17 protein-coding genes and 1 tRNA gene are annotated in these 17,831 nt (G+C 69.2%); 3 read left to right on the top strand and 15 right to left on the bottom strand.

Annotated elements, in window-relative coordinates:
* Window positions 1–35: 35 nt before the first annotated feature.
* The 5 genes from ABZ193_RS33660 to ABZ193_RS33640 form a co-directional block, all read right to left on the bottom strand.
* Window positions 36–109 (bottom strand) — tRNA-Arg (locus ABZ193_RS33660).
* Between the two features lie 82 nt (window positions 110–191).
* Window positions 192–929 carry an SDR family oxidoreductase gene (locus ABZ193_RS33655; protein WP_354712714.1) on the bottom strand — a complete coding sequence of 246 codons (738 nt, stop codon included), beginning with the start codon at window positions 927–929 and terminating at the stop codon, window positions 192–194.
* A gap of 86 nt (window positions 930–1,015) precedes the next feature.
* Window positions 1,016–1,924 (bottom strand): NADP-dependent oxidoreductase, encoded by a 909-nt coding sequence (locus ABZ193_RS33650; protein WP_354712713.1) that lies wholly within the window; start codon window positions 1,922–1,924, stop codon window positions 1,016–1,018.
* A 66-nt stretch (window positions 1,925–1,990) separates the two neighbouring features.
* The gene (gene lpdA / locus ABZ193_RS33645; RefSeq protein WP_017984268.1) at window positions 1,991–3,388 is read right to left on the bottom strand and encodes a dihydrolipoyl dehydrogenase; all 1,398 of its coding nucleotides are present in this window, start codon (window positions 3,386–3,388) and stop codon (window positions 1,991–1,993) included.
* Between the two features lie 66 nt (window positions 3,389–3,454).
* Entirely contained in the window at window positions 3,455–3,859 is a 405-nt protein-coding gene (locus ABZ193_RS33640; RefSeq protein ID WP_020421245.1) for a nitroreductase family deazaflavin-dependent oxidoreductase, read from the bottom strand.
* A 169-nt stretch (window positions 3,860–4,028) separates the two neighbouring features.
* Here ABZ193_RS33640 and ABZ193_RS33635 point away from each other — a divergent pair, with 169 nt between their 5' ends.
* On the top strand, window positions 4,029–5,078 hold the full coding sequence (locus ABZ193_RS33635; RefSeq protein ID WP_354712712.1) for a LacI family DNA-binding transcriptional regulator: 1,050 nt from the start codon (window positions 4,029–4,031) through the stop codon (window positions 5,076–5,078).
* Window positions 5,079–5,808: 730 nt separating this feature from the next.
* Here ABZ193_RS33635 and ABZ193_RS33630 read toward each other — a convergent pair.
* Complete coding sequence (locus tag ABZ193_RS33630) at window positions 5,809–6,747, bottom strand: MCE family protein (protein ID WP_354712711.1); 939 nt, start codon at window positions 6,745–6,747, stop codon at window positions 5,809–5,811.
* A 106-nt stretch (window positions 6,748–6,853) separates the two neighbouring features.
* Here ABZ193_RS33630 and ABZ193_RS33625 point away from each other — a divergent pair, with 106 nt between their 5' ends.
* Entirely contained in the window at window positions 6,854–7,480 is a 627-nt protein-coding gene (locus ABZ193_RS33625) for a TetR/AcrR family transcriptional regulator (RefSeq protein ID WP_084506229.1), read from the top strand.
* Here the strand turns inward: ABZ193_RS33625 and ABZ193_RS33620 are convergent.
* From ABZ193_RS33620 to ABZ193_RS33600, 5 genes are all read right to left on the bottom strand, one after another.
* Window positions 7,467–8,129, bottom strand: coding sequence for a histidine phosphatase family protein (locus ABZ193_RS33620; protein ID WP_020423389.1), 663 nt, complete (start codon window positions 8,127–8,129; stop codon window positions 7,467–7,469). The genes ABZ193_RS33625 and ABZ193_RS33620 overlap by 14 nt on opposite strands.
* Before the next feature lie 35 nt (window positions 8,130–8,164).
* Window positions 8,165–9,328 carry a S8 family peptidase gene (locus ABZ193_RS33615; protein WP_354712710.1) on the bottom strand — a complete coding sequence of 388 codons (1,164 nt, stop codon included), beginning with the start codon at window positions 9,326–9,328 and terminating at the stop codon, window positions 8,165–8,167.
* 950 nt (window positions 9,329–10,278) lie between these two features.
* Window positions 10,279–10,803, bottom strand: coding sequence for a DUF3558 domain-containing protein (locus ABZ193_RS33610; RefSeq protein WP_354712709.1), 525 nt, complete (start codon window positions 10,801–10,803; stop codon window positions 10,279–10,281).
* A 4-nt stretch (window positions 10,804–10,807) separates the two neighbouring features.
* A complete protein-coding gene (locus ABZ193_RS33605) occupies window positions 10,808–11,233 on the bottom strand; it encodes a hypothetical protein (protein ID WP_237335944.1) in 426 nt (141 codons plus the stop codon).
* A gap of 725 nt (window positions 11,234–11,958) precedes the next feature.
* Window positions 11,959–12,213 (bottom strand): hypothetical protein, encoded by a 255-nt coding sequence (locus ABZ193_RS33600; protein ID WP_237335945.1) that lies wholly within the window; start codon window positions 12,211–12,213, stop codon window positions 11,959–11,961.
* Between the two features lie 296 nt (window positions 12,214–12,509).
* Here ABZ193_RS33600 and ABZ193_RS33595 point away from each other — a divergent pair, with 296 nt between their 5' ends.
* The gene (locus ABZ193_RS33595; RefSeq protein WP_237335946.1) at window positions 12,510–13,415 is read left to right on the top strand and encodes a hypothetical protein; all 906 of its coding nucleotides are present in this window, start codon (window positions 12,510–12,512) and stop codon (window positions 13,413–13,415) included.
* 39 nt (window positions 13,416–13,454) lie between these two features.
* Here the strand turns inward: ABZ193_RS33595 and ABZ193_RS33590 are convergent, their stop codons facing one another.
* From ABZ193_RS33590 to ABZ193_RS33575, 4 genes are all read right to left on the bottom strand, one after another.
* Window positions 13,455–13,742 carry a hypothetical protein gene (locus ABZ193_RS33590; RefSeq protein ID WP_020423395.1) on the bottom strand — a complete coding sequence of 96 codons (288 nt, stop codon included), beginning with the start codon at window positions 13,740–13,742 and terminating at the stop codon, window positions 13,455–13,457.
* Between the two features lie 530 nt (window positions 13,743–14,272).
* On the bottom strand, window positions 14,273–14,647 hold the full coding sequence (locus ABZ193_RS33585; RefSeq protein ID WP_237335947.1) for a hypothetical protein: 375 nt from the start codon (window positions 14,645–14,647) through the stop codon (window positions 14,273–14,275).
* Window positions 14,648–14,816: 169 nt separating this feature from the next.
* Entirely contained in the window at window positions 14,817–15,971 is a 1,155-nt protein-coding gene (locus ABZ193_RS33580; protein WP_237335948.1) for an MFS transporter, read from the bottom strand.
* 8 nt (window positions 15,972–15,979) lie between these two features.
* The gene (locus ABZ193_RS33575) at window positions 15,980–17,608 is read right to left on the bottom strand and encodes an acyl-CoA synthetase (RefSeq protein WP_027936682.1); all 1,629 of its coding nucleotides are present in this window, start codon (window positions 17,606–17,608) and stop codon (window positions 15,980–15,982) included.
* Between the last annotated feature and the right edge of the window lie 223 nt (window positions 17,609–17,831).

The raw sequence follows: 17,831 nt of genomic DNA, 5'->3' as shown, positions 1-17,831 counted from the left end.
TTGATCCGATAACGGGGTCCTGACCAGCCAAGAAGTGCCCCCGGCAGGACTCGAACCTGCGACCTAGAGATTAGAAGGCTCTTGCTCTATCCGGCTGAGCTACGAGGGCCTGGCGCCGACGACCACAGGCCGTCCTGACCTGCAGTTTAGTCACCGTCACTTCCCCTATCGCCGGACGGCGGGGGAACGTTTCAGCCTCTGCCGATGAACGGCATCTTCGTCGCCGTGACGGTCATGAACTGCACGTTCGCGGTCAGCGGGAGCCCTGCCATGTACAGCACGGCTTCCGCGACGTGTCTGGCGTCGAAGGTGGGTTCGGGCAGCTCACGGCCGTCCGCCTGGCGCGCGCCCCTGGCGATTCCCGCCGTCATCTCCGTCGCCGCGTTGCCGATGTCGATTTGGCCACACGCGATGTCGTACGGGCGGCCGTCCAGCGACAACGACTTCGTCAGACCGGTGATGGCGTGCTTCGTCGCGGTGTAGGCAGCGCTGCCGGGGCGCGGGGTGTGCGCGGAGATGGAGCCGTTGTTGATGATGCGACCACCGCGCGGGTCCTGGCGCTTCATGATCCGGAACGCCTCCCGCGCGCACAAGAACGCACCGGTCAGGTTCACCGCCACCGTCTGCTGCCACGCCTCGACCGGGACCTCGTCCGGGTCGCCGGCCGGGCCGAAGGTGCCCGCGTTGTTGAACAACACGTCCACCCGGCCCCACCGGTCCGCGACCGCCTCGAAGAGCGCGTTGACCTGGGCGGGGTCGGCGACGTCGGCCGGGTGTACGAGGGCGTCCGGCGCGCCCGCGGCGGTCTCGGCCAGCGCGTCGGCTCTCCGGCCGGCCAGCGCGACGCGGTAGCCGGCGCCCAGCAGCGCCTGCGCCACGTGCCGTCCGATGCCCGAACCGGCGCCCGTCACGACGGCGACCCCACCCATGCGCACCTCCCGCTCGACGCCGGCCCGAACCTTCGACCTAGAGATTAGAAGGCTCTTGCCGACCACGCCGCGGCCGGCACCTTCCGCTAGACAGTCAACACGACCTTGCCACGTCCGTGCCCGGTCTCGATCTCCCGGTGCGCGTCCGCCGCCTCCTCCAGGCGGTACGTCCGCCGCACCAGGAAGCTCAGCTCGCCCCGGTCGTACAGGCGCGCCAGCTCGGCCAGCCGGTCCGCCGACCGCTGCCCGCGCACCAGCTGCACCCCGAGCGACTCCGCCCGATCGTGGTCCACCAGCGTCACCACGCGACGCCGCTCCTTCACCAGTGCGAGTGAAAGATCAAGCGCGGCGCCACCCGCGCCGTCCAGGACCGCGTGCACCCCGCCGGGTGAAAGCGCTCGCAGCCGGTCCTCCAGGCCGTCGCCGTAGACGACCGGCGTCGCGCCGAGCGAGCGCACGTAGTCCTGGTTCGCCTCGCTCGCGGTGCCGATCACGGACGCGCCCCACAGCCGTGCCAGCTGGACCGCCGCGGTGCCGACCGAGCCCGCCGCGGCGTGCACCAGGACCGTGTCCCCGGGGCCCACGCCGAGCTGCCGCAACGCCATGTACGCCGTCTGCGTCCCGGCGGTGAACCCGCCCGCGACGGTCCACGGCATGCCGGCCGGCTTGGCCGTGACCTGGTCCTGCCCGACCACCACGTACTCGGCGTAGCAGCCCAGCACGTTGAAGCCGAGCACCTCGTCGCCGACCGACCACGCCGCCCCGTCCCCGACCTGGTCCACCACGCCGGCGAACTCGTTGCCGGGGATCCGCGGCCACGTCAGCCCCGTCGCGTACGGCGGCTCCCAGCCGGCCCGCACCGCCGCGTCGAACGGCTGCACACCCGCCGCCCGCACGCGGACCCGGACCTGTCCCGGACCCGCCTGCGGGTCCGGGACTTCCATGGCGCGCAGAACCTCCGGGCCACCCGGCTCGGTGAACGCCGCTGCCTTCATGAGGTGCCTCCTCGATCTCGACCTGCGAGATCAACGGTGACACCTCCAGTTAACTGGAGGTCAATCTCAGAAGTTGATCATGTGACCGGCGAGACCGTGGATGGCCTCCTTGACCGCCTCGCCGAGGGTCGGGTGCGCGTGCACGTTGCGGGCCACCTCGTGCACCGTCAGGTCCCACTGCTGCGCCAGCGTCAGCTCCGGCAGCAGCTCGGTGACGTCCGGGCCGATCAGGTGCGCGCCGAGCAGCTCGCCGTACTTGGCGTCGGACAGGATCTTCACGAAGCCGCCCGCGTCGGCGAGGCCGTGGGCCTTGCCGTTGGCGGTGAACGGGAACTTGGCGACCTGCACGTCGTAGCCCTGCTCGCGCGCCTGCGCCTCGGTCAGGCCGAAGCTCGCGACCTGCGGCTGGCAGTACGTCGCGCGCGGGATCATCGTGTAGTCGAGCTCCATGGTCTCCGCGCCGCCGATCGTCTCGGCCGCCACGATGCCCATCGACTCGGCCGCGTGGGCCAGCATCAGCTTCGCGGTGACGTCGCCGATCGCGAAGATGTGCGGCACGTTCGTGCGGCAGCGCCCGTCGACGGCGATGGCGCCGCGCTCGGTCAGCTCGACGCCGGTGTTCTCCAGCCCGTAGCCCTCCACGCGCGGCTGGAAGCCGATCGCCTGCAGGACCTTGTCGGCCTCCAGCGTCTGCTGGTTGCCGCCGCTGGACACGGTGACCTTGACCTTGGCGCCGCTGTCGTCGATGCTCTCGACCTTCGTGCCGGTCAGGACCTTGATGCCGAGCTTCTTGTAGCGCTTGGCCAGCTCCTTGGACACGTCCGCGTCCTCGAGTGGCACCATCCGGTCCAGGAACTCCACGATCGTCACGTCGACGCCGTAGTTGTGCATGACGTAGGCGAACTCGACGCCGATCGCGCCCGCGCCGGCGATGATGATGCTGCCCGGCAGGTCGCGGGAGAGGATCTGCTCCTCGTAGGTCACCACGCGCTCGGACAGCTGGGTGCCCGGCAGCAGCTTGGTGGTGGCGCCGGCGGCGATGATGCAGTGGTCGAAGGTGACGGTCTCGACGCCGTTCTCACCGGTGACCTCGATGGTGTGCGCGTCGGTGAACTTGCCGCGCCCGGTGAACTCCTGAATGTTGTTCTTCTTCATCAGGAAGTGCACGCCCTTGACGCGGCCGTCGGCGACCGAGCGGCTGCGGTCGAACGCGGCGCCGTAGTCGAAGGTGATCGGCCCGTCCGAGCTGATCCCGAAGGTCTTGGCCTCCTTGGTGACCAGGTGGGCGAGCTCCGCGTTGCGCAGCAGCGCCTTCGACGGGATGCACCCGACGTTCAGGCACACGCCGCCCCAGTACTTCTCCTCGACGATCGCCGTCTTCAGGCCGAGCTGCGAAGCCCGGATCGCCGCGACATACCCGCCGGGCCCGGCACCCAGCACCACAACGTCGAAATGCGCACTCATACCCGCCACCCTATGCCCTCGCGGGCGAGCCGGTCGTGGGTGCTCGGGCCCACGACCGGCCCCTGATCAGGCGCGCTCGAGGATGACGACGGGGATCTTGCGGTCCGTCTTCTTCTGGTACTCGTCGTAGTCCGGCCAGACCTTCGCCATCTTGGGCCAGAGCACCTCGCGCTCCGCATCGGTGGCGGTGCGGGCCTTGGCGGTGAACTTGTCGGCCTTGACCTGCACCTTGACCTCGGGATTGGCCTGCAGGTTGAGGTACCAGCCGGGGTGCTGGGGCGCGCCGCCCTTGGAGGCGACGATCACGTAGGCGCCCTCGTGCTCCTGGTAGATCAGGGCGAACTTGCGCTCCTGGCCGGACTTGCGGCCGGTGGTCGTCAGGATCAGGATCGGGGCGCCCTTCTCCCAGTCGTGACCGACTTCACCATCGGTCTCCTCGTAGCGGCGGACGTGCTCGTCACCGAAGAGCATGCGGGGTCCTTTCGTCTCGGCAGATTCCTCCGTGATTCCGCAACGCGCGGCGGCGGCTGGGTATTTCCGAGGTCACTTTCGGTGATCCCCACTCGCTCGGGTGGTCCTGACCAGGCAAAAAGCGGAAACCGACCTAGAATTCGGCGCAACGCCGACCGCGGGAGGAACGATGAGCGACCGGCCGCACGTGACGCTCGAAGACGTGGCGAGGACCGCCGAGGTCTCGCTGGCGACGGCGTCCCGCGCGCTCAACGGCACGACCAGAGTGCGCGACGACCTGCGGGAGCGGGTGCTGTCGGCCGCCGCGGAGCTGGCGTACACGCCGAACGCGCACGCGCAGGCCCTCGCCGGCGGGTCGCGCCGGACGGTGGGGGTGATCTGCCACGACATCAGCGACCCGTACTTCGCGGCGATCACCCGTGGGGTGATGCGGGTGGCCGACAGCCACGGGCTGCTCGTGATGCTCGCCGGGACGTTCGCCGATCCGGACCGGGAGCTGGCGTGTGTGTCGACGCTGCGGGCGCAGCGGGCGTCGGCGATCCTGCTGACCGGTTCGGCGTTCGAGGACCGCGCGTGGGAGCGGCGGATGGCGGCCGAGCTGGAGCCGTACCGGCGCGGTGGCGGGCGGGTGGCCGCCGTGACGCGGCACCGGTCGCTCAAGGCGGACACCATCGCACCCGACAACCGGGGCGGCGCGCGGGCACTGGTGGAGGCCATGCACGGGCTGGGCCACCGGCGGTTCGCGGTGGTGACCGGGCCGGCGCGGCTGACCACAGTGGCCGATCGGGTGGCCGGGTTCCGGGAGGGGCTGGCCGGGCTGGGGATCGAACTGTCCGAAGGGGACGTGTTCGCCGGGTCGTTCGACCGGGACGGCGGTTACGAGGCGACGGAGGCCCTACTGGCGGCCAAGCACAAGGCGACGTGCGTGCTGACGGCGTCGGACGTGATGGCGGTGGGGGCGGTGAGCGCGCTGCGTGCGGCGGGGCTGTCGGTGCCGGAGGACGTGTCGGTCACGGGGTTCGACGACGTGCCGCTGGTGCGGGACTTCGGGTTGACCACGGTGGCGTTGCCGCTGGAGCGCATCGGGGCGGAGGCGCTGGAACTGGCCCTGGACGACGGTGGTGCTGGTGGTGGGGCGCGGGGTCGCGTTCGGCGGGTGTCGGGCGAGGTGCTGCTGCGCGGGAGCACGGGGAAGCCCCGCCGCCGGCGGCGGAGCTGACCTCCGCACGGCTCGGCCCCGGGGGCAGGTTGGCGGCGAGAGGGCAGACGGGGGGCTCGGGCGAGGTGCTGCTGCGCGGAAGCACCGCGAAACCCCTGCACGGCTCAGCCCTGGGGCGGTCAGGTTGGTGGCTAGAGGGCAGGCGGGGTCGGGTGGCTGTCTGGGTTGGACGCGAGCGGAGCCCACGGGGTCGCCACTGGCTCGCTCGCGGGGTACAGCCGGGTTAGGTAGTGGTTCGCGAGAGGCTTTCCCCTCGTGGGTCGCGAGTCGGCATCTCGGGTGGCGGTGACCGGTCCGTTCGTGCAATCGCCAGTGGCCATGTCCTGCGGCGACGACTGGCCCTCTCACGCGGCCCGAGTGGCCCTCCCGCGCCGCGATGAGTGGTCACTTCGAGCCCCTGCGAATGGCACTCCCGTGCGGCACGACCGGCCCTCCCACGCAGCGCGAGCACCCCTCCCGCGCCGCGGCGAGTGGTCACTTCGAGCCCCTGCGAATGGCACTCCCGTGCGACACGACCGGCCCTCCCACGCAGCGCGAGCACCCCTCCCGCGCCGCGACGAGTGGTCACCTCGAGCCCCTGCGAACGGCTCCCCCGTGGGGCTCGGTTGGTCCTCTCGCGCGTTGGTGGGTGGTTGGTCCACTCGCGCCTTCGCGGCTGGCCCTCTCGTTCGGTCACCACCGGCTCCGTCGCGGGCGCCACCTGGCGCTCTCGCGCACGCACCACGCGCCCTCAATAGCAGGCCGACACCACCGGCAGGCACACGTACGTGTCACCCCAGTGCCCCTGTCCGGTGATGTTCGTGGCGTAGCGAACCAGCGGCGCGAACCGGGCGACGCCCGCTGCCAGTGCCTCCTGGTTCCGCTGCAGCATCCCGGTCAGCTGGTCGAGCGACGCCAGCACCGGGCGCAACGCCACGTCATTGTCCGCGACCAGGCCCTGCACCTCCCGGGACAACGACTGCGCCCCCGTCAGCAGCGCCGAGATCGCCGACGCCCTGGCCGCCACCTCGGCCAGCACCAGGTTCCCGTCCGCCATCAACCGCACCAGCTGCGCATCCCGGTCCGCCACGGTCCGCGACAGCTCCACCGTGTTGCCCAGCAGCCGCGACAGCTCCGCATCCCGGGACGCGATCGTCGTCGACAGCTGGGACAGGCCGTCCAGCGCGCCCCGCACCGAGGAGCCGCCCGGCAGCGCCGCCGACAGCGCGTCGAACGACCGGGCCAGCCGGTCCGTGTCCAGCCCGCCGACGGTCTTCGACAGGTCCCGGAACGCGTCCAGCACGTCATACGGCGCGATCGTCCGCGAGCGTGGGATCACCCCATCCAGTGGTTGCGACCCCTGTGGATCCAGCGCGAGGTACTTCTGCCCCAGCAACGTCTTGATCTTGATCGCCGCCGTCGTGCGGTCACCCAGCCAGGTGTTCGACACCTTGAACCGGACCCGCACCGACGCACCGTCCAGGCCGACGTCCACCACCTTGCCGACCTTCACCCCGGCCACCCGCACCTCGTCGTCCACCGCGAGACCGCCCGCTTCGCTGAATTCCGCCTCGTACGACACGCCCGCGCCGATCAGCGGCAGCGATTCCGCGTTCAGCGCCGCGACGAACGCCAGCGCCAGCACCACGAGACCGGCAATTCCGATACCGGCAGGATCCCGATCACGCATTCCGGCCCCTTCCGCCGGGTTACGCTCTTAACACGTGCCTCCGATCGAATGACGTATTCGCCGACATGTCGGAAAAGAACAACTCCCCCGGGTGACCCATGCCAGCATGTCGCCCATGACGGACTCCCAGCCCCGGTGGCGGAGACTCGAACCGGACGCGCGCAGGGAGCAGATCTTCACCTGCGCCGCCCGGCTGTTCGGCGAGCGCCCGTACGCCGACGTGTCCACATCGGACATCGCGGCGGCGGCGGGCGTCGCCCGCGGGCTGATCAACCACTACTTCGGCACCAAACGCGAGCTCTACCTGGCGGTCCTGCGCCGCACGATGACGATCCCGACCACGGCACTGGACATCGTGACCGATGGGCCGCTCGAAGAAAAAGCACGCGTCGCGGTCGACTGGTTCCTCACCCTCGTCACCAAACAGGGCAAGACCTGGCTGGCCGCCACCGCACCCGAAGGCCTCGGCAGCGATCCGGAGGTCGAGGCGATCCTCGTCGAGGCCGAACGCCGCTCGGCCGCCCGCGTGCTGGAGGCGCTGGGCGTGAAGGTCGACGCCGCGCACGCCGAGGTCTGCAACGCCCTCATCCGCGCCTACGGCGGCATGGTCAAGGCCGCGGGCCGCGAGTGGCTGCTGCGCGGCGAACTCGACCGCGACCAGGTGCACACCCTGCTGTCCCGCTCGCTGGTGACCCTGATCGAGGACGTGTTCCCGGCCGTCACCGATAAGTGAGCAGGCGGGCGGCCCGGCCCTCGAAGTGCGCGTGCTCGTTGAACGACACCAGCGTGACCCCGCCGCGCCCGGTCACCAGCTTCGTGATGCCGCAGTTCACGGTGACCCGGTTGAGCTGCAGCAACCCCATCGCGGGGTCGCCGAGCAGGTGCCCGGCGAGCGTGCCGATCACCCCGCCGCTGGTGAAGACCACCGCGCTCTCGCCCTTGCGCAGCACCGCGACCAGGTCCGCCAGCGCGCCGCGCACCCGCTCGGCGAACTGCGGCCACGTCTCCGCGCACGGGCCGTCGTCACCGGCGCGCACCCACGCCGCCAGCGACGCGTCCAGCACCTCCTGGTACCCGCGCGGGTCGTTCGCGTCCTGCAGCGCGCCGCCGCCGTGCCGGGCGACGATGTCGACGTGGTCGTACTCGTTCCAGCGCGGGTCCTCCTTGGCCGCGGCGCCCGCCCCGAGCCAGTCCAGGACGATCTCCGCGGTGGCGCGCTGACGGGCCATCGACCCGGTCCGGCCCTCGGTGAAGCGGATCTTGCGGCGCAGCAGCTCGGCGCCGACCACGGCGCCCTGCTCGATCCCGGTGCTGGACAGCTGGTCGTAGTCGGCCGCGCCGAAGGAGGCCTGACCGTGCCGGATCAGGTGGATGGCGCCCATCGGCCGTCCTTTCGCTCGCCGTCCCCGCCCGCAGCCTAGCCAGCGGTGTTGAGGAGACGGTTGGGCGTGCCCGGGGTTGCGCCGCTGATCTTGCCCGGGGTGGCCGAGGCGATCAGGGCGTCGGCGACCTGCGCGGGTGTGGCGTCCGGGTGTCCGGCCAGGTAGAGGGCGGCGGCGCCGGCCACGTGCGGGGTGGCCATCGAGGTGCCGCTGATCGTGTTGGTCGCGGTGTCGCCGGTTCCCCACGACGACGTGATGCTCACGCCCGGCGCGTAGAGGTCGACGACGCTGCCGTAGTTGGAGAAGCTCGCCTGCCTGTCGGTCCGGTCGCTGGCCGCGACGGTGATCGCCTCGGTGACGCGCGCCGGGGAGTCGTTGCCGGCGTCGGCGCCCTCGTTGCCCGCGGCGATGGCGAAGGTGACGCCTTTGGCGATCGCCCCGCGGACGGCGTCGTCGAGGACGGTGTCGGCGCTGCCGCCCAGGCTCATGTTCGCCACGGACGGGCCGCTCGCGTTCTGCGCGACCCAGTCGATCCCGGCGACGACCTGGTCGGTGGTGCCGCTGCCCTGCGCGTCGAGCACGCGCACCGGGACGATCCGCACACCCTTGGTGACGCCGTACTCGGCGCCGCCGATCGTGCCCGCGACGTGGGTGCCGTGGCCGTGCTCGTCGGTGGCGTCGTCGTCGTTGTCGATGAAGTCCTTGCCGCCGGTGACGCGGCCGCCGAAGGTCTCGTGGCTCGCGCGCACCCCGGTGTCGATGACGTAGGCGGTGACGTCGTCCGCCGGGGTGTCGTAGCGGTAGGACGAGTCGAGCGGCAGGTTCGCCTGGTCGATGCGGTCCAGTCCCCAGGACGGCGGGTTGTGCTGCACATCGGCGATGTGCAGGACGTGGTTCTGCACGACGTAGGCGACGTCGGGGTTGGCGGCGAGGCGCTTGGCCTCGGTTTCATTGGCGCTGACCGCGAAGCCCTTCAGCGCGGCGCTGAACGTGCGGGTCGCCGAGCCGCCGTAGCGGCTGGTCAGGTCGCCGGCCCGGGAGGTGGCGCCCGGCTTGAGCACGACCAGGTAGCTGTCCGCGACCGAGCCGGGGGTGCCCGCTTCGAGGATCTGCCCTTCCCTGGCTTGCGCCGGCCCGGCCCAGACCGTCGTGGCGACGACTGCCGCCGCGAGTACGGACCACATCGCGCGCTTCCGCATGAGCCGCCGTCTCCTCTCCCCGACCGGGTGGTGCGATCTCATGCAATCCCGGGGGCCAGAGCGGGGGCAATGATTCACAGTTACCAACTAGGGAGCGGCTTGCCTGAGACCTAGGATGACCTGCACAAACAGCGACGATGCTGATCGGTACAGCCTGCGGCTTAGCCCCAGATATCCTGCACTCCGCCCGGATGATCTACGGGTTCTCGATTCACTCGCACGAGGGACATCACCGGTAAGCTCAAACACAGCGCGATCGCGGTGGGGGCAAGCTTCCCGCGTGCAGCACCGGTCCATGATGGTCACTGTTCAGAACCATGCTCGCCGAACACGTTGCGAAGCCACCCAACAGCTTCGTTAGTAAGCAGAACCTCAACTTGATCTAGTTTCCTTGCGGCGAAACCTTCTGTTTCAAGAACGAGACGGGAAACCGAGCCGATTGAAGGCGAATACGTGCCATCGTCCGCGATCTTCAGCCCGAAGCACCCACAGGTCCCTGGCCGCCAAGTCGTCACCCATGTAGACAACTTCGCCTCCGGCAGTCATACTCGGCTGCAGCGACCCTCGTCAAGTCTTCGTAATGACCATGTGACACCGGTGCCATTTTTGTGATGCAATCTGACAACAGAGAACGTGAACTGAACCATGGAAAGCATCAAGGTTCACAACGACGGCGACCTACCAAGCTTGTCGTCGAACGACTCACTCGCAATAATGTGAGCTTGGATTACTACCGACTTCGACTTCGTAATGACGAACAGGAACCCGAGCATCATCACATCGCGGTTTTGACGATCGCGGATGCGCGCCGTTACGCCGACATGATCAAAGGATAGCGAACCCGGCACAATGGAAGTTCTGATCGTGATAATCCCGGCCCCCACCGTTAGGAGCCGTGTGCCACCCGGTAATAACGCGCATCCGGCGAAGCCACCTGCGCGATTGAGGGTTCACGGTGTCTTCGGCAGCAACGCCTCCACACGAGCCGCCAAGTCTCGCGCCAGCGGGCATGCTTGCGAATTGTTCTCGGGCTGGGACATTGCCATCTGAGCGAGGACACGGGCGTGCTCGCTCACCTCGAACGCGACCGTGCATCCGAGGGCGTTCTGCACCTCCAACGCCTTCCGACCGTTCACGGTTGTTTCCGTTGCATCCGGATCGGTTTCGCGGAATTCGGCTAGCCCTTGCACCGGATCGAGTGCTAGCCCATTACTACCAAGACCAGGCTTTGTTGCCGTGCACTCGTTGCGATGGCTGATGTTGTCGCCAGGGTTGAACCCTTGTCCAGCGTTGAGTTGGTCAAGTACCTGGCAAGCGACGAGTCCGGCAAATGGATCGTTGACGTTGGCTGACGTTGGTATCCCGCTTGTCGCGGGTGAAGGCGTGCCGTGCACGGTGGACGTGCATCCGACCAAGACCGCCCCGAGAATTGTGATTGCGGCCGCCGCAAGGCCACTTCGGGTGCTGATTTTCACCGGGTCAGCCCTCTTTAAATCTGCCAAGATACCGCGTTGCCGCATCATTAGAGGCATCGTACTTGCTCATAGCGATGTCGAGCGCTTCTCTGATGGTCTTCAGATTGCTCAACACAGTCTCGTAAACCGGAATCAACGACTGTTGATCGGAGTCCATCGCTGCCTGAAAATGTATCGCGGCCTTCTGGGCGTAGTCGTCGTTGCCAAATTTGGGTTTGCGGCGAAGCCGCTCAATGTTGAGGGAAATCCGGGAGAGTCGGTCTTCGGCTTGGGTGATCGCGTTACGCAGATGCCTGCCGGTTTCTTCGTCCACTGCCCAACCACCGGACTTGGCGTCGGCCAGTAAGCGTTGAGCTTGGTCTCCCATTGCCTTGAGCTGTTCCTGATCGCCAAACGCGCCGGTCAGGCCCGCGCCGGTCCAGTCTGTCATGGTTTCGACTGCTCCCCCCGGTGCGCTCACAAGCTGCGGCACATAGAGTAGCAGGCCGCGCACATATGGTCGGTACGAAGTGACCAAGGCTCCAGCTCCCGTGGGTCTGAGCACGCTCTGACGAGATCGAAAACCCTTGGTACCAGGGGGCAGCGCGGGGGTTCTGCGCGGCGGCCGGTAGCTTCCCTGCGGCGGCGACGCCCGACTCACAGCGTAGGACAACAGCGAACGCTCTACCAACGGCCTGCACTGCGGGATGAGCGGAGGCTCCCTGGTAAGGTGACCGGGGAGCCTCTTTGATGTCCCCGTAAGCCGACAAGCCGGGACCATTGGCGATTCTTGACCCGTTCGCCTTCTCGCATGGATCAGCAATGGATCCCGACCTGCCTGCCCCGCACACGGAGCCGATTGAAAGAAATGGCGGGGTGACGCTGGTACGACTCGTCGGCCCGTGGACAGAAACCGGTCATGGCCGCGCACTAGGTTCCCGGCTGAGAGGAACCCGTTACGAAACTCCCAACTCAGGCTTTCAAACGTCACCCCGCCCAGGTTTCATAGTTCGTACAGAACGCGCTCGCGATACTCTGCCACCTGAATCGCTGCACCGGTGAGCCACCGACCGTTCTGCCGATGAAGTTGATGTAGGCCGGCTGCGAATGTTCAACATGCGCGGCCACCTTTGTTCACGCACACGTACAGCGCTGCCAATCTGCCACATCCCGGTATCACCTGTCCGACCGCTTCACGGCCTGTTGCCGGATGCGTGCCGTGGTGAGCTGGTGCCGCCGCAGCAGCTCCGCAGTCCACGTCCGCAGGGTCACCCGGTCGAGGGGATCTCGGGCCGGGTCGCAGGCGCACCAGTCCAGGTACTGATCAACACTCACCCGGTAGGAGTGCAGGGTGTTGCGGGCCAGGTTCTCCGCCTCCATGTGGATCATCCAGGAGTCCACGAGGTCGCGGAGCTGATCAGTGGTGAGCATGGCGTAGTCCTCCGCCAATGGGGTGATCTCGGCTGCACCCGATCGAGGCGGCCGATATCCGTACAGCCTAACGGCCTGCCCTCCCACTTGCGGTCCTGCGCAGGACAAAGTCGCAGGTCAGGGCAAGGTTTGTAGTCCGGGAAGAGGACCGCGACATCACAGTTACCAGTACTCACCCGATAGGGTTACTCGTTAACCACCCAATGGGATGACAGCCTGATCATCATTCTCGGACGAGTAGAGGTCACACACTGCTACCATCAGCGGTGGCGAAGTCGATTTCCAGGTGGTAGCAGGTGTCCACGTCCGAGCGCGCGGTGCCGAGCCCGTTCGCCAGCAGACTCCGGTCCGCGATCGCCCGCAGTGGGCTGAGTCTCGATCGCATCCAGGCCCGCTTGCAGGCCAGCGGCGTGCCGATCAGCGTCACGGCCCTGAGCTACTGGCAGTCCGGCAAGCGGCAGCCCGAGCGGCAGAGCTCGATCTCGGCGGTGCGGGTGCTCGAGGACGTCCTCGGCCTGCAGCGCGGTGAGCTGCTGTCCCTGCTCCCGCCGCCGCGCCCGCGCGGGCTGCCGTCCCGGCGGCAGGCGGACGGCGTCGTCAAGTTCCCGATGGAGGCGCTGCGGATCCTGCTGGAGCGGGTCGGCGCTCCGCACGCGCTGGAGCAGCAGCACCGGCTGAACCTGCTCAACCTGCACGACCGGTGCGAGATCGCGGCAGGTGGCCGCCAGCGGTCGCTGACCACGCGCTCGGTGTTCCAGGCGACCGCCGACCGGCAGGACCGCTGGATCCTGGTGTACGACCACGGCGGCGCGCCCGCGCCCACGCTGCACCAGCTGCGCAACTGCCGCAGCGGGCGGGTCGAGATCGACCCGGAGCACGGCCTGACCGTCGCGGAGCTGCTGTTCGACCGCCCGATCCACCGCGGTGAGACCTGTCTGATCGAGTACACGCTCACCAACAGCGGGCCGCCGTACCCGGACTGCGAGAACACCTACTACCGCGAGTTCCGCCGCCCCATCCGCGAGTACCTGCTGGAGATCCGCTTCGACGAGGCCGAGGCGCTGCGCAAGTGCTGGCAGTACGCGCGCCGGGGCTCGGCGGAGACCGAGGAGCGGCGAGAGCTGCACCTGGACACGGCCGGCGGGGTGCACGCCGTGGCGCTGGACTACGGGCCAGGGGTGTTCGGCATTTCCTGGGAGTGACCGGGCCGGCCGCGGCTCGCACCGCGACCGGCCCCGACCTCACGCGGACTCGAGCCTGCGGCTGGTGACCTGGTCGGCGACCTTCACCACCACGAGCGCGAGCATGCACAGCACGGCCGGCTGGATCGCCTTCGCCAGGGCGAACGCGATCATCGCCAGCGCGGCCGCGCACAGGAACCCGAGGACGACGACGCGCCAGAACCGCGCGCGCCCTTCGAGCGTGCGCTCCACGAACTCCCAGACCGGATCCTCACCCGGCGCACTGCGCACGCCGAGAACCTCCGGCGGCACGATCTCGCCCCGATCCGGCGACGGCTCGTCTGGCATTCCGGGAGTCTCCGGTTGTACCGTGGGCACTTCAGTGCCTCCTTTTGCATGGTTGGGACTGATGAATCGCGCGGCTCCCTGCGGCAACAGGGGGCCGCGCTTCATATCGCGGCCTACCGCGATACGAAGTCATAGTGCAGAAATCGATCTGTTACTCGCGCGTCAGTTCGGCGACTCCGCGACGATCGGCTCGTCCCGGTCGCCGAACGGCGAGCGTGATTAGGCAGAGCTGCATCCCAGCGACAGTGCAGTCGTTCAGGTGAACCGAACCGCGTGGCAGCCAAGATCAGCCGTCACAGTGCGCGAGTTCCCAGAATCGCATCACTCTTTCGGGTGACAATTCCCTCTGCGTATCGCTCGAACGTTCGATTCGTCGCGCTTCGCCCGTGCCCCGTCACGTTCAGGTGCACGTGCAGCGCGAGGGGAACTTCTCGCCGGGGCAACTCACCGTGCGCCAGCGACCGCTTGTCGTTCGCCGCTTCGGACGGGAGTGCGGGACCGGAACCAACCCTGGGTCGTTCTGTCGCGATTCAGGTGGACATCGAACGGGTCAGCCTGCGGCTGTGCCAGTGGTCGGCGACCTTGACCGCGACCAGCGCCACCATCGACAGCGCCGTCAGCGGGATCGCCTTCAGCAACGCGAACACGATCATCGCCAGGGACGTCACGGTGGTCAGCGCGAGCAGGACGGCTCGCCACACGCGCGCCCCGCGCTCGGCCAGCCGGCTGCCGTCCGCGCGCGCGAGCGGCGGGTTCTTCAGACCGGCGGGCCGGACGGCCGCGAGGAACGAGCCGTCGAGGACGATCCTCAGCCGTTCCGGCGATGGCACGTGACGCGGATCTTCGCGGCGCGGTTGTACGGTGGGCACGTTGATGCCTTCCTCTCCGGGAGGGACGGTCGACACCGCGCGGCTCCCTGTGGCAGCAGGGGGCCGCGCTCCACGTCGCGGTAGGGCGCGACATCACTCATCGTGCAGAAACGAGTCGCCACCGTCACGAGATCGTCGGGTTTGAGCGCTCACCGGCCGGTCAGCGTCGCCGAACGGCCCGTCTCGGTAGCCCGACGGCACTCGTTCAGGTGAAGGCCGCGAGGACGGCGGCGACCGCCGCGAGCACGGCGAGCAGGATCAGGGCCGTGCTGTACCCGCCGACCCGCTCGGCGAGCACGATCGCCCCACCCGGGGCGATGGCCGTCGCCGCGGTGATCGGGGCGTTGAACATCCCGTTGAGCGCCCCGAACCGGGTCGTCGTCCACCGGTCGGCGACCGCCGTGGCCTGCACGAGCGTGTAGGCGCCGCGGGCCATCCCCATCACCACCGCGACCGCCAGCAACGCGCCCGCGGGCCCGGGCAGCAGAGCCAGCAGGACCAGCGCGGCACAACTCGCGGCGAGGACGCCGACCGTGCGGGACGCGGGCGCGCTGGTGCGCGGCACGGCGGCGAAGACGAGCCGCCCGAGGACCTGCCCGGCCCCGACGAGCCCCAGCGCGACCGACGCGATCGCATGGCTCAGGCCGCGTTCGACGAACAGCGGCACGACCACGATCGCCGACGCGTACAAGCCGAGAGCGGCCAGAGTCATCGCCGTCTGCAGCAACCGGAACCGCGCGGAGCGGGTCACCTGCCGGACCGGGGTGGCGGCCGGTCGCGTGCGGTGGTCCGGCCAGGCCGGCGTGAGCAGCAGCCAGTGCACGGGCAGGTTGACGAGCAGGAAGACCGCGGCGTAGACGAGGTAGCTCGCGCGCCAGCCGACCTGGTCGACCAGCAACGCGGTGACCGGCGCGAACACGGTGCTCGCCAGGCCGCCGACGAGCGTCACGACGGTCAGCGGACGGGCGCGGCGGTCGCCGTACCAGCAGGTGATCGCCGCGAACACCGGCGGGTACAGCTGCGTCGCCTGCGCGACGCCGACGACCACCCAGGCGAGGAAGAACAGCGGCCTGCTCGGCGCCGTCGCGACCAGCACGAGCGCCACGGCGGCGAGCGCGGAGCCCGCGGTCATCACCGGCCGCGGGCCGTACCGGTCGAGCAGGCGGCCGACCGGGATCCCCGCGACCGCCGCGACCAGCAGGCCCGCCGAGAAGGCGAGCGTGATCGTGCCCGGTGTCCACCCGGTGGTGCCCGCGATCTGCGCGGTGGCGACCGGGAGCGCGTAGTACAGCGCGCCCCAGCTGACCACCTGGGTGCCGCACATCCCGATCAGGGCGCGGCGGAGGCGGATCTCCTCCACGGCGCGCCTCAGCTCAGCTTGTTGCGGAGGACCTTCCCGGTGGCGTTGCGTGGCAGCTCCGGCACGAACTCGACGTCGCGCGGCACCTTGTAGCGGGCGAGGTTGCCCTTGACGTAGTCGCGGATCGCGTCGGCGTCGAGCTTGGAGTCCTTCTTCGTCACCACGATCGCCTTGAGGCGCTGGCCGAAGTCGGCGTCCGGCACGCCGATCACGGCGGCTTCGAGCACGTCCGGGTGCTCGACGAGCAGGTTCTCCACCTCGACCGGGAACACGTTCTCGCCGCCGGAGACGATCATCTCGTCGTCGCGGCCGTCGATGAACAGCAGGCCGTCCTCGTCGAAGTGGCCGACGTCGCCGGTGGAGAGCAGGCCGTCGATGATCTCCTTGTGGCGGCCGTCGGTGTAGCCCTCGAAGGACAGGCCGCTGCCGACGAAGACGCGCCCGGTGACGTGCGGCTCGGTGATGCGGTTGCCCTGCTCGTCGTACAGCTGGACCTTGCAGGTGACCGGCGGGCGGCCGACGGTGCCGGGGGCCTTGCGCCAGTCCTCCGGGGTGGCGACGGTGGCGACCGCGACCTCGGTGGAGCCGTACAGGTTGTAGATCACGTCGCCGAACGCCTCGGTGGCGCGGTTGCCGAGGTCGGGGGACAACGCGGAGCCCGCGACGAAGATGATCCGCAGCGACGACGTGTCGTACTTGCCCAGGATGTCCGGGCCGAGGTCGACGATGCGCTGCAGCATGGTCGGGACGAGGACCAGCGCGGTGCACCCGTGGTCGGCGACGCCCTTCAGCGTGGCTTCGGGGTCGAACCGGCGGCGCAGCACGACCTTGCAGCCGAGCGCGAACGACAGGATGAACTGCGAGATGCCGGTGCCGTGGAAGATGGGCGCGCCGAGGAACGTGGCCTCGCCGGCGCGCAACGGGATGCGGTCGAGGAACTGGACGGTGGCCAGCACGGAGGTCCGCTCGCGCGGCGCGCCCTTCGGGGTGCCGGTGGTGCCGCTGGTGAGCAGCACGAACCCGCCGCGCTGGGGCGGCGGCGGCAGTGGGCGGTCGTCGGTGCTGGCGATGAGCTCGTCGAGGACGGGGATGCGGTCCGCCGGGTCGGGTTCGTCCACCCAGGCCAGGTAGCGGTCGACGGTGTCCGGGATGCCGGAGAGCAGGTCGGTGAACTCCTGGTCGTAGACGAGCACCTGCACCTTTTCCCGCGCCGCGACGTCGGTGAGCTGCGGTTTCGCGAAGCCGGTGTTCATCAACAGGAGGCGCGCGCCGACCTTGCCCGCCGCGATCATGACCGTGACCAGGCCGCGGTGGTCCCGGCACAGCGCCGCGATGACGGTGCCCGGGCGGACGCCGCGCTCTTCCCAGGCGCGGGCGAGGGCGTTGGAGCGCAGGTCCAGCTCGCGGAAGGTGAGCGGCCCCAGCTCGTCGACCAGCCCGATGGCGTTCGGATCGCGCCGGGCGGAGGTCTGCGCCGCGGCGGCGAACGGGCCCACCTTGCGGGTGGCGATCACGCTGCGCAGGCCCTCGTCCAGCCGGGGAAACGGGACGAGCCCGGCGCGCCACATGACCTCCAGGCCGCGGGCGGTCTCCGCCACCTTGCCGGGGAGCACGGACAAGCGGGGCGGAATACGCATGGACAGCACCTCCATTGGGCCGACCGTACTGGGAGTATGTGTGGTTACTGGACAGTAGCCGAAAGGCGAGGGGACGCGCCAGCGGTTGCGGCGGGTGAGGCGGAGCGGACAAATCGGGCGGGGTGGGGGTGGGGTGGGAAGGCGGGGGTGGCGGAGCGGAGCGGCGGAGCGGGGGCGAAGCGGAGCGGCGGGTCGCGGAGCGGGCGCGGCAGAGATCGGACGA

This window comes from Amycolatopsis sp. NPDC006125 (assembly GCF_040614195.1).
GTDB classification, from domain to species: domain Bacteria; phylum Actinomycetota; class Actinomycetes; order Mycobacteriales; family Pseudonocardiaceae; genus Amycolatopsis_E; species Amycolatopsis_E tucumanensis.
This window is presented reverse-complemented; position numbering and strand designations above follow the sequence as displayed.

Excerpts from the sequence above, each read along its gene's own strand:
- ABZ193_RS33650 (WP_354712713.1), bottom strand. The coding sequence starts at position 1,924 with ATGAAGGCAGCGGCGTTCACCGAGCCGGGTGGCCCGGAGGTTCTGCGC.
- ABZ193_RS33655 (WP_354712714.1), bottom strand. The coding sequence starts at position 929 with ATGGGTGGGGTCGCCGTCGTGACGGGCGCCGGTTCGGGCATCGGACGG.
- ABZ193_RS33590 (WP_020423395.1), bottom strand. The coding sequence starts at position 13,742 with ATGCCAGACGAGCCGTCGCCGGATCGGGGCGAGATCGTGCCGCCGGAG.
- lpdA (WP_017984268.1), bottom strand. The coding sequence starts at position 3,388 with ATGAGTGCGCATTTCGACGTTGTGGTGCTGGGTGCCGGGCCCGGCGGG.
- ABZ193_RS33640 (WP_020421245.1), bottom strand. The coding sequence starts at position 3,859 with ATGCTCTTCGGTGACGAGCACGTCCGCCGCTACGAGGAGACCGATGGT.
- ABZ193_RS33625 (WP_084506229.1), top strand. The coding sequence starts at position 6,854 with ATGTCGCCCATGACGGACTCCCAGCCCCGGTGGCGGAGACTCGAACCG.
- ABZ193_RS33615 (WP_354712710.1), bottom strand. The coding sequence starts at position 9,328 with ATGCGGAAGCGCGCGATGTGGTCCGTACTCGCGGCGGCAGTCGTCGCC.
- ABZ193_RS33635 (WP_354712712.1), top strand. The coding sequence starts at position 4,029 with ATGAGCGACCGGCCGCACGTGACGCTCGAAGACGTGGCGAGGACCGCC.
- ABZ193_RS33620 (WP_020423389.1), bottom strand. The coding sequence starts at position 8,129 with ATGGGCGCCATCCACCTGATCCGGCACGGTCAGGCCTCCTTCGGCGCG.
- ABZ193_RS33575 (WP_027936682.1), bottom strand. The coding sequence starts at position 17,608 with ATGCGTATTCCGCCCCGCTTGTCCGTGCTCCCCGGCAAGGTGGCGGAG.
- ABZ193_RS33630 (WP_354712711.1), bottom strand. The coding sequence starts at position 6,747 with ATGCGTGATCGGGATCCTGCCGGTATCGGAATTGCCGGTCTCGTGGTG.
- ABZ193_RS33605 (WP_237335944.1), bottom strand. The coding sequence starts at position 11,233 with ATGACAGACTGGACCGGCGCGGGCCTGACCGGCGCGTTTGGCGATCAG.
- ABZ193_RS33600 (WP_237335945.1), bottom strand. The coding sequence starts at position 12,213 with ATGCTCACCACTGATCAGCTCCGCGACCTCGTGGACTCCTGGATGATC.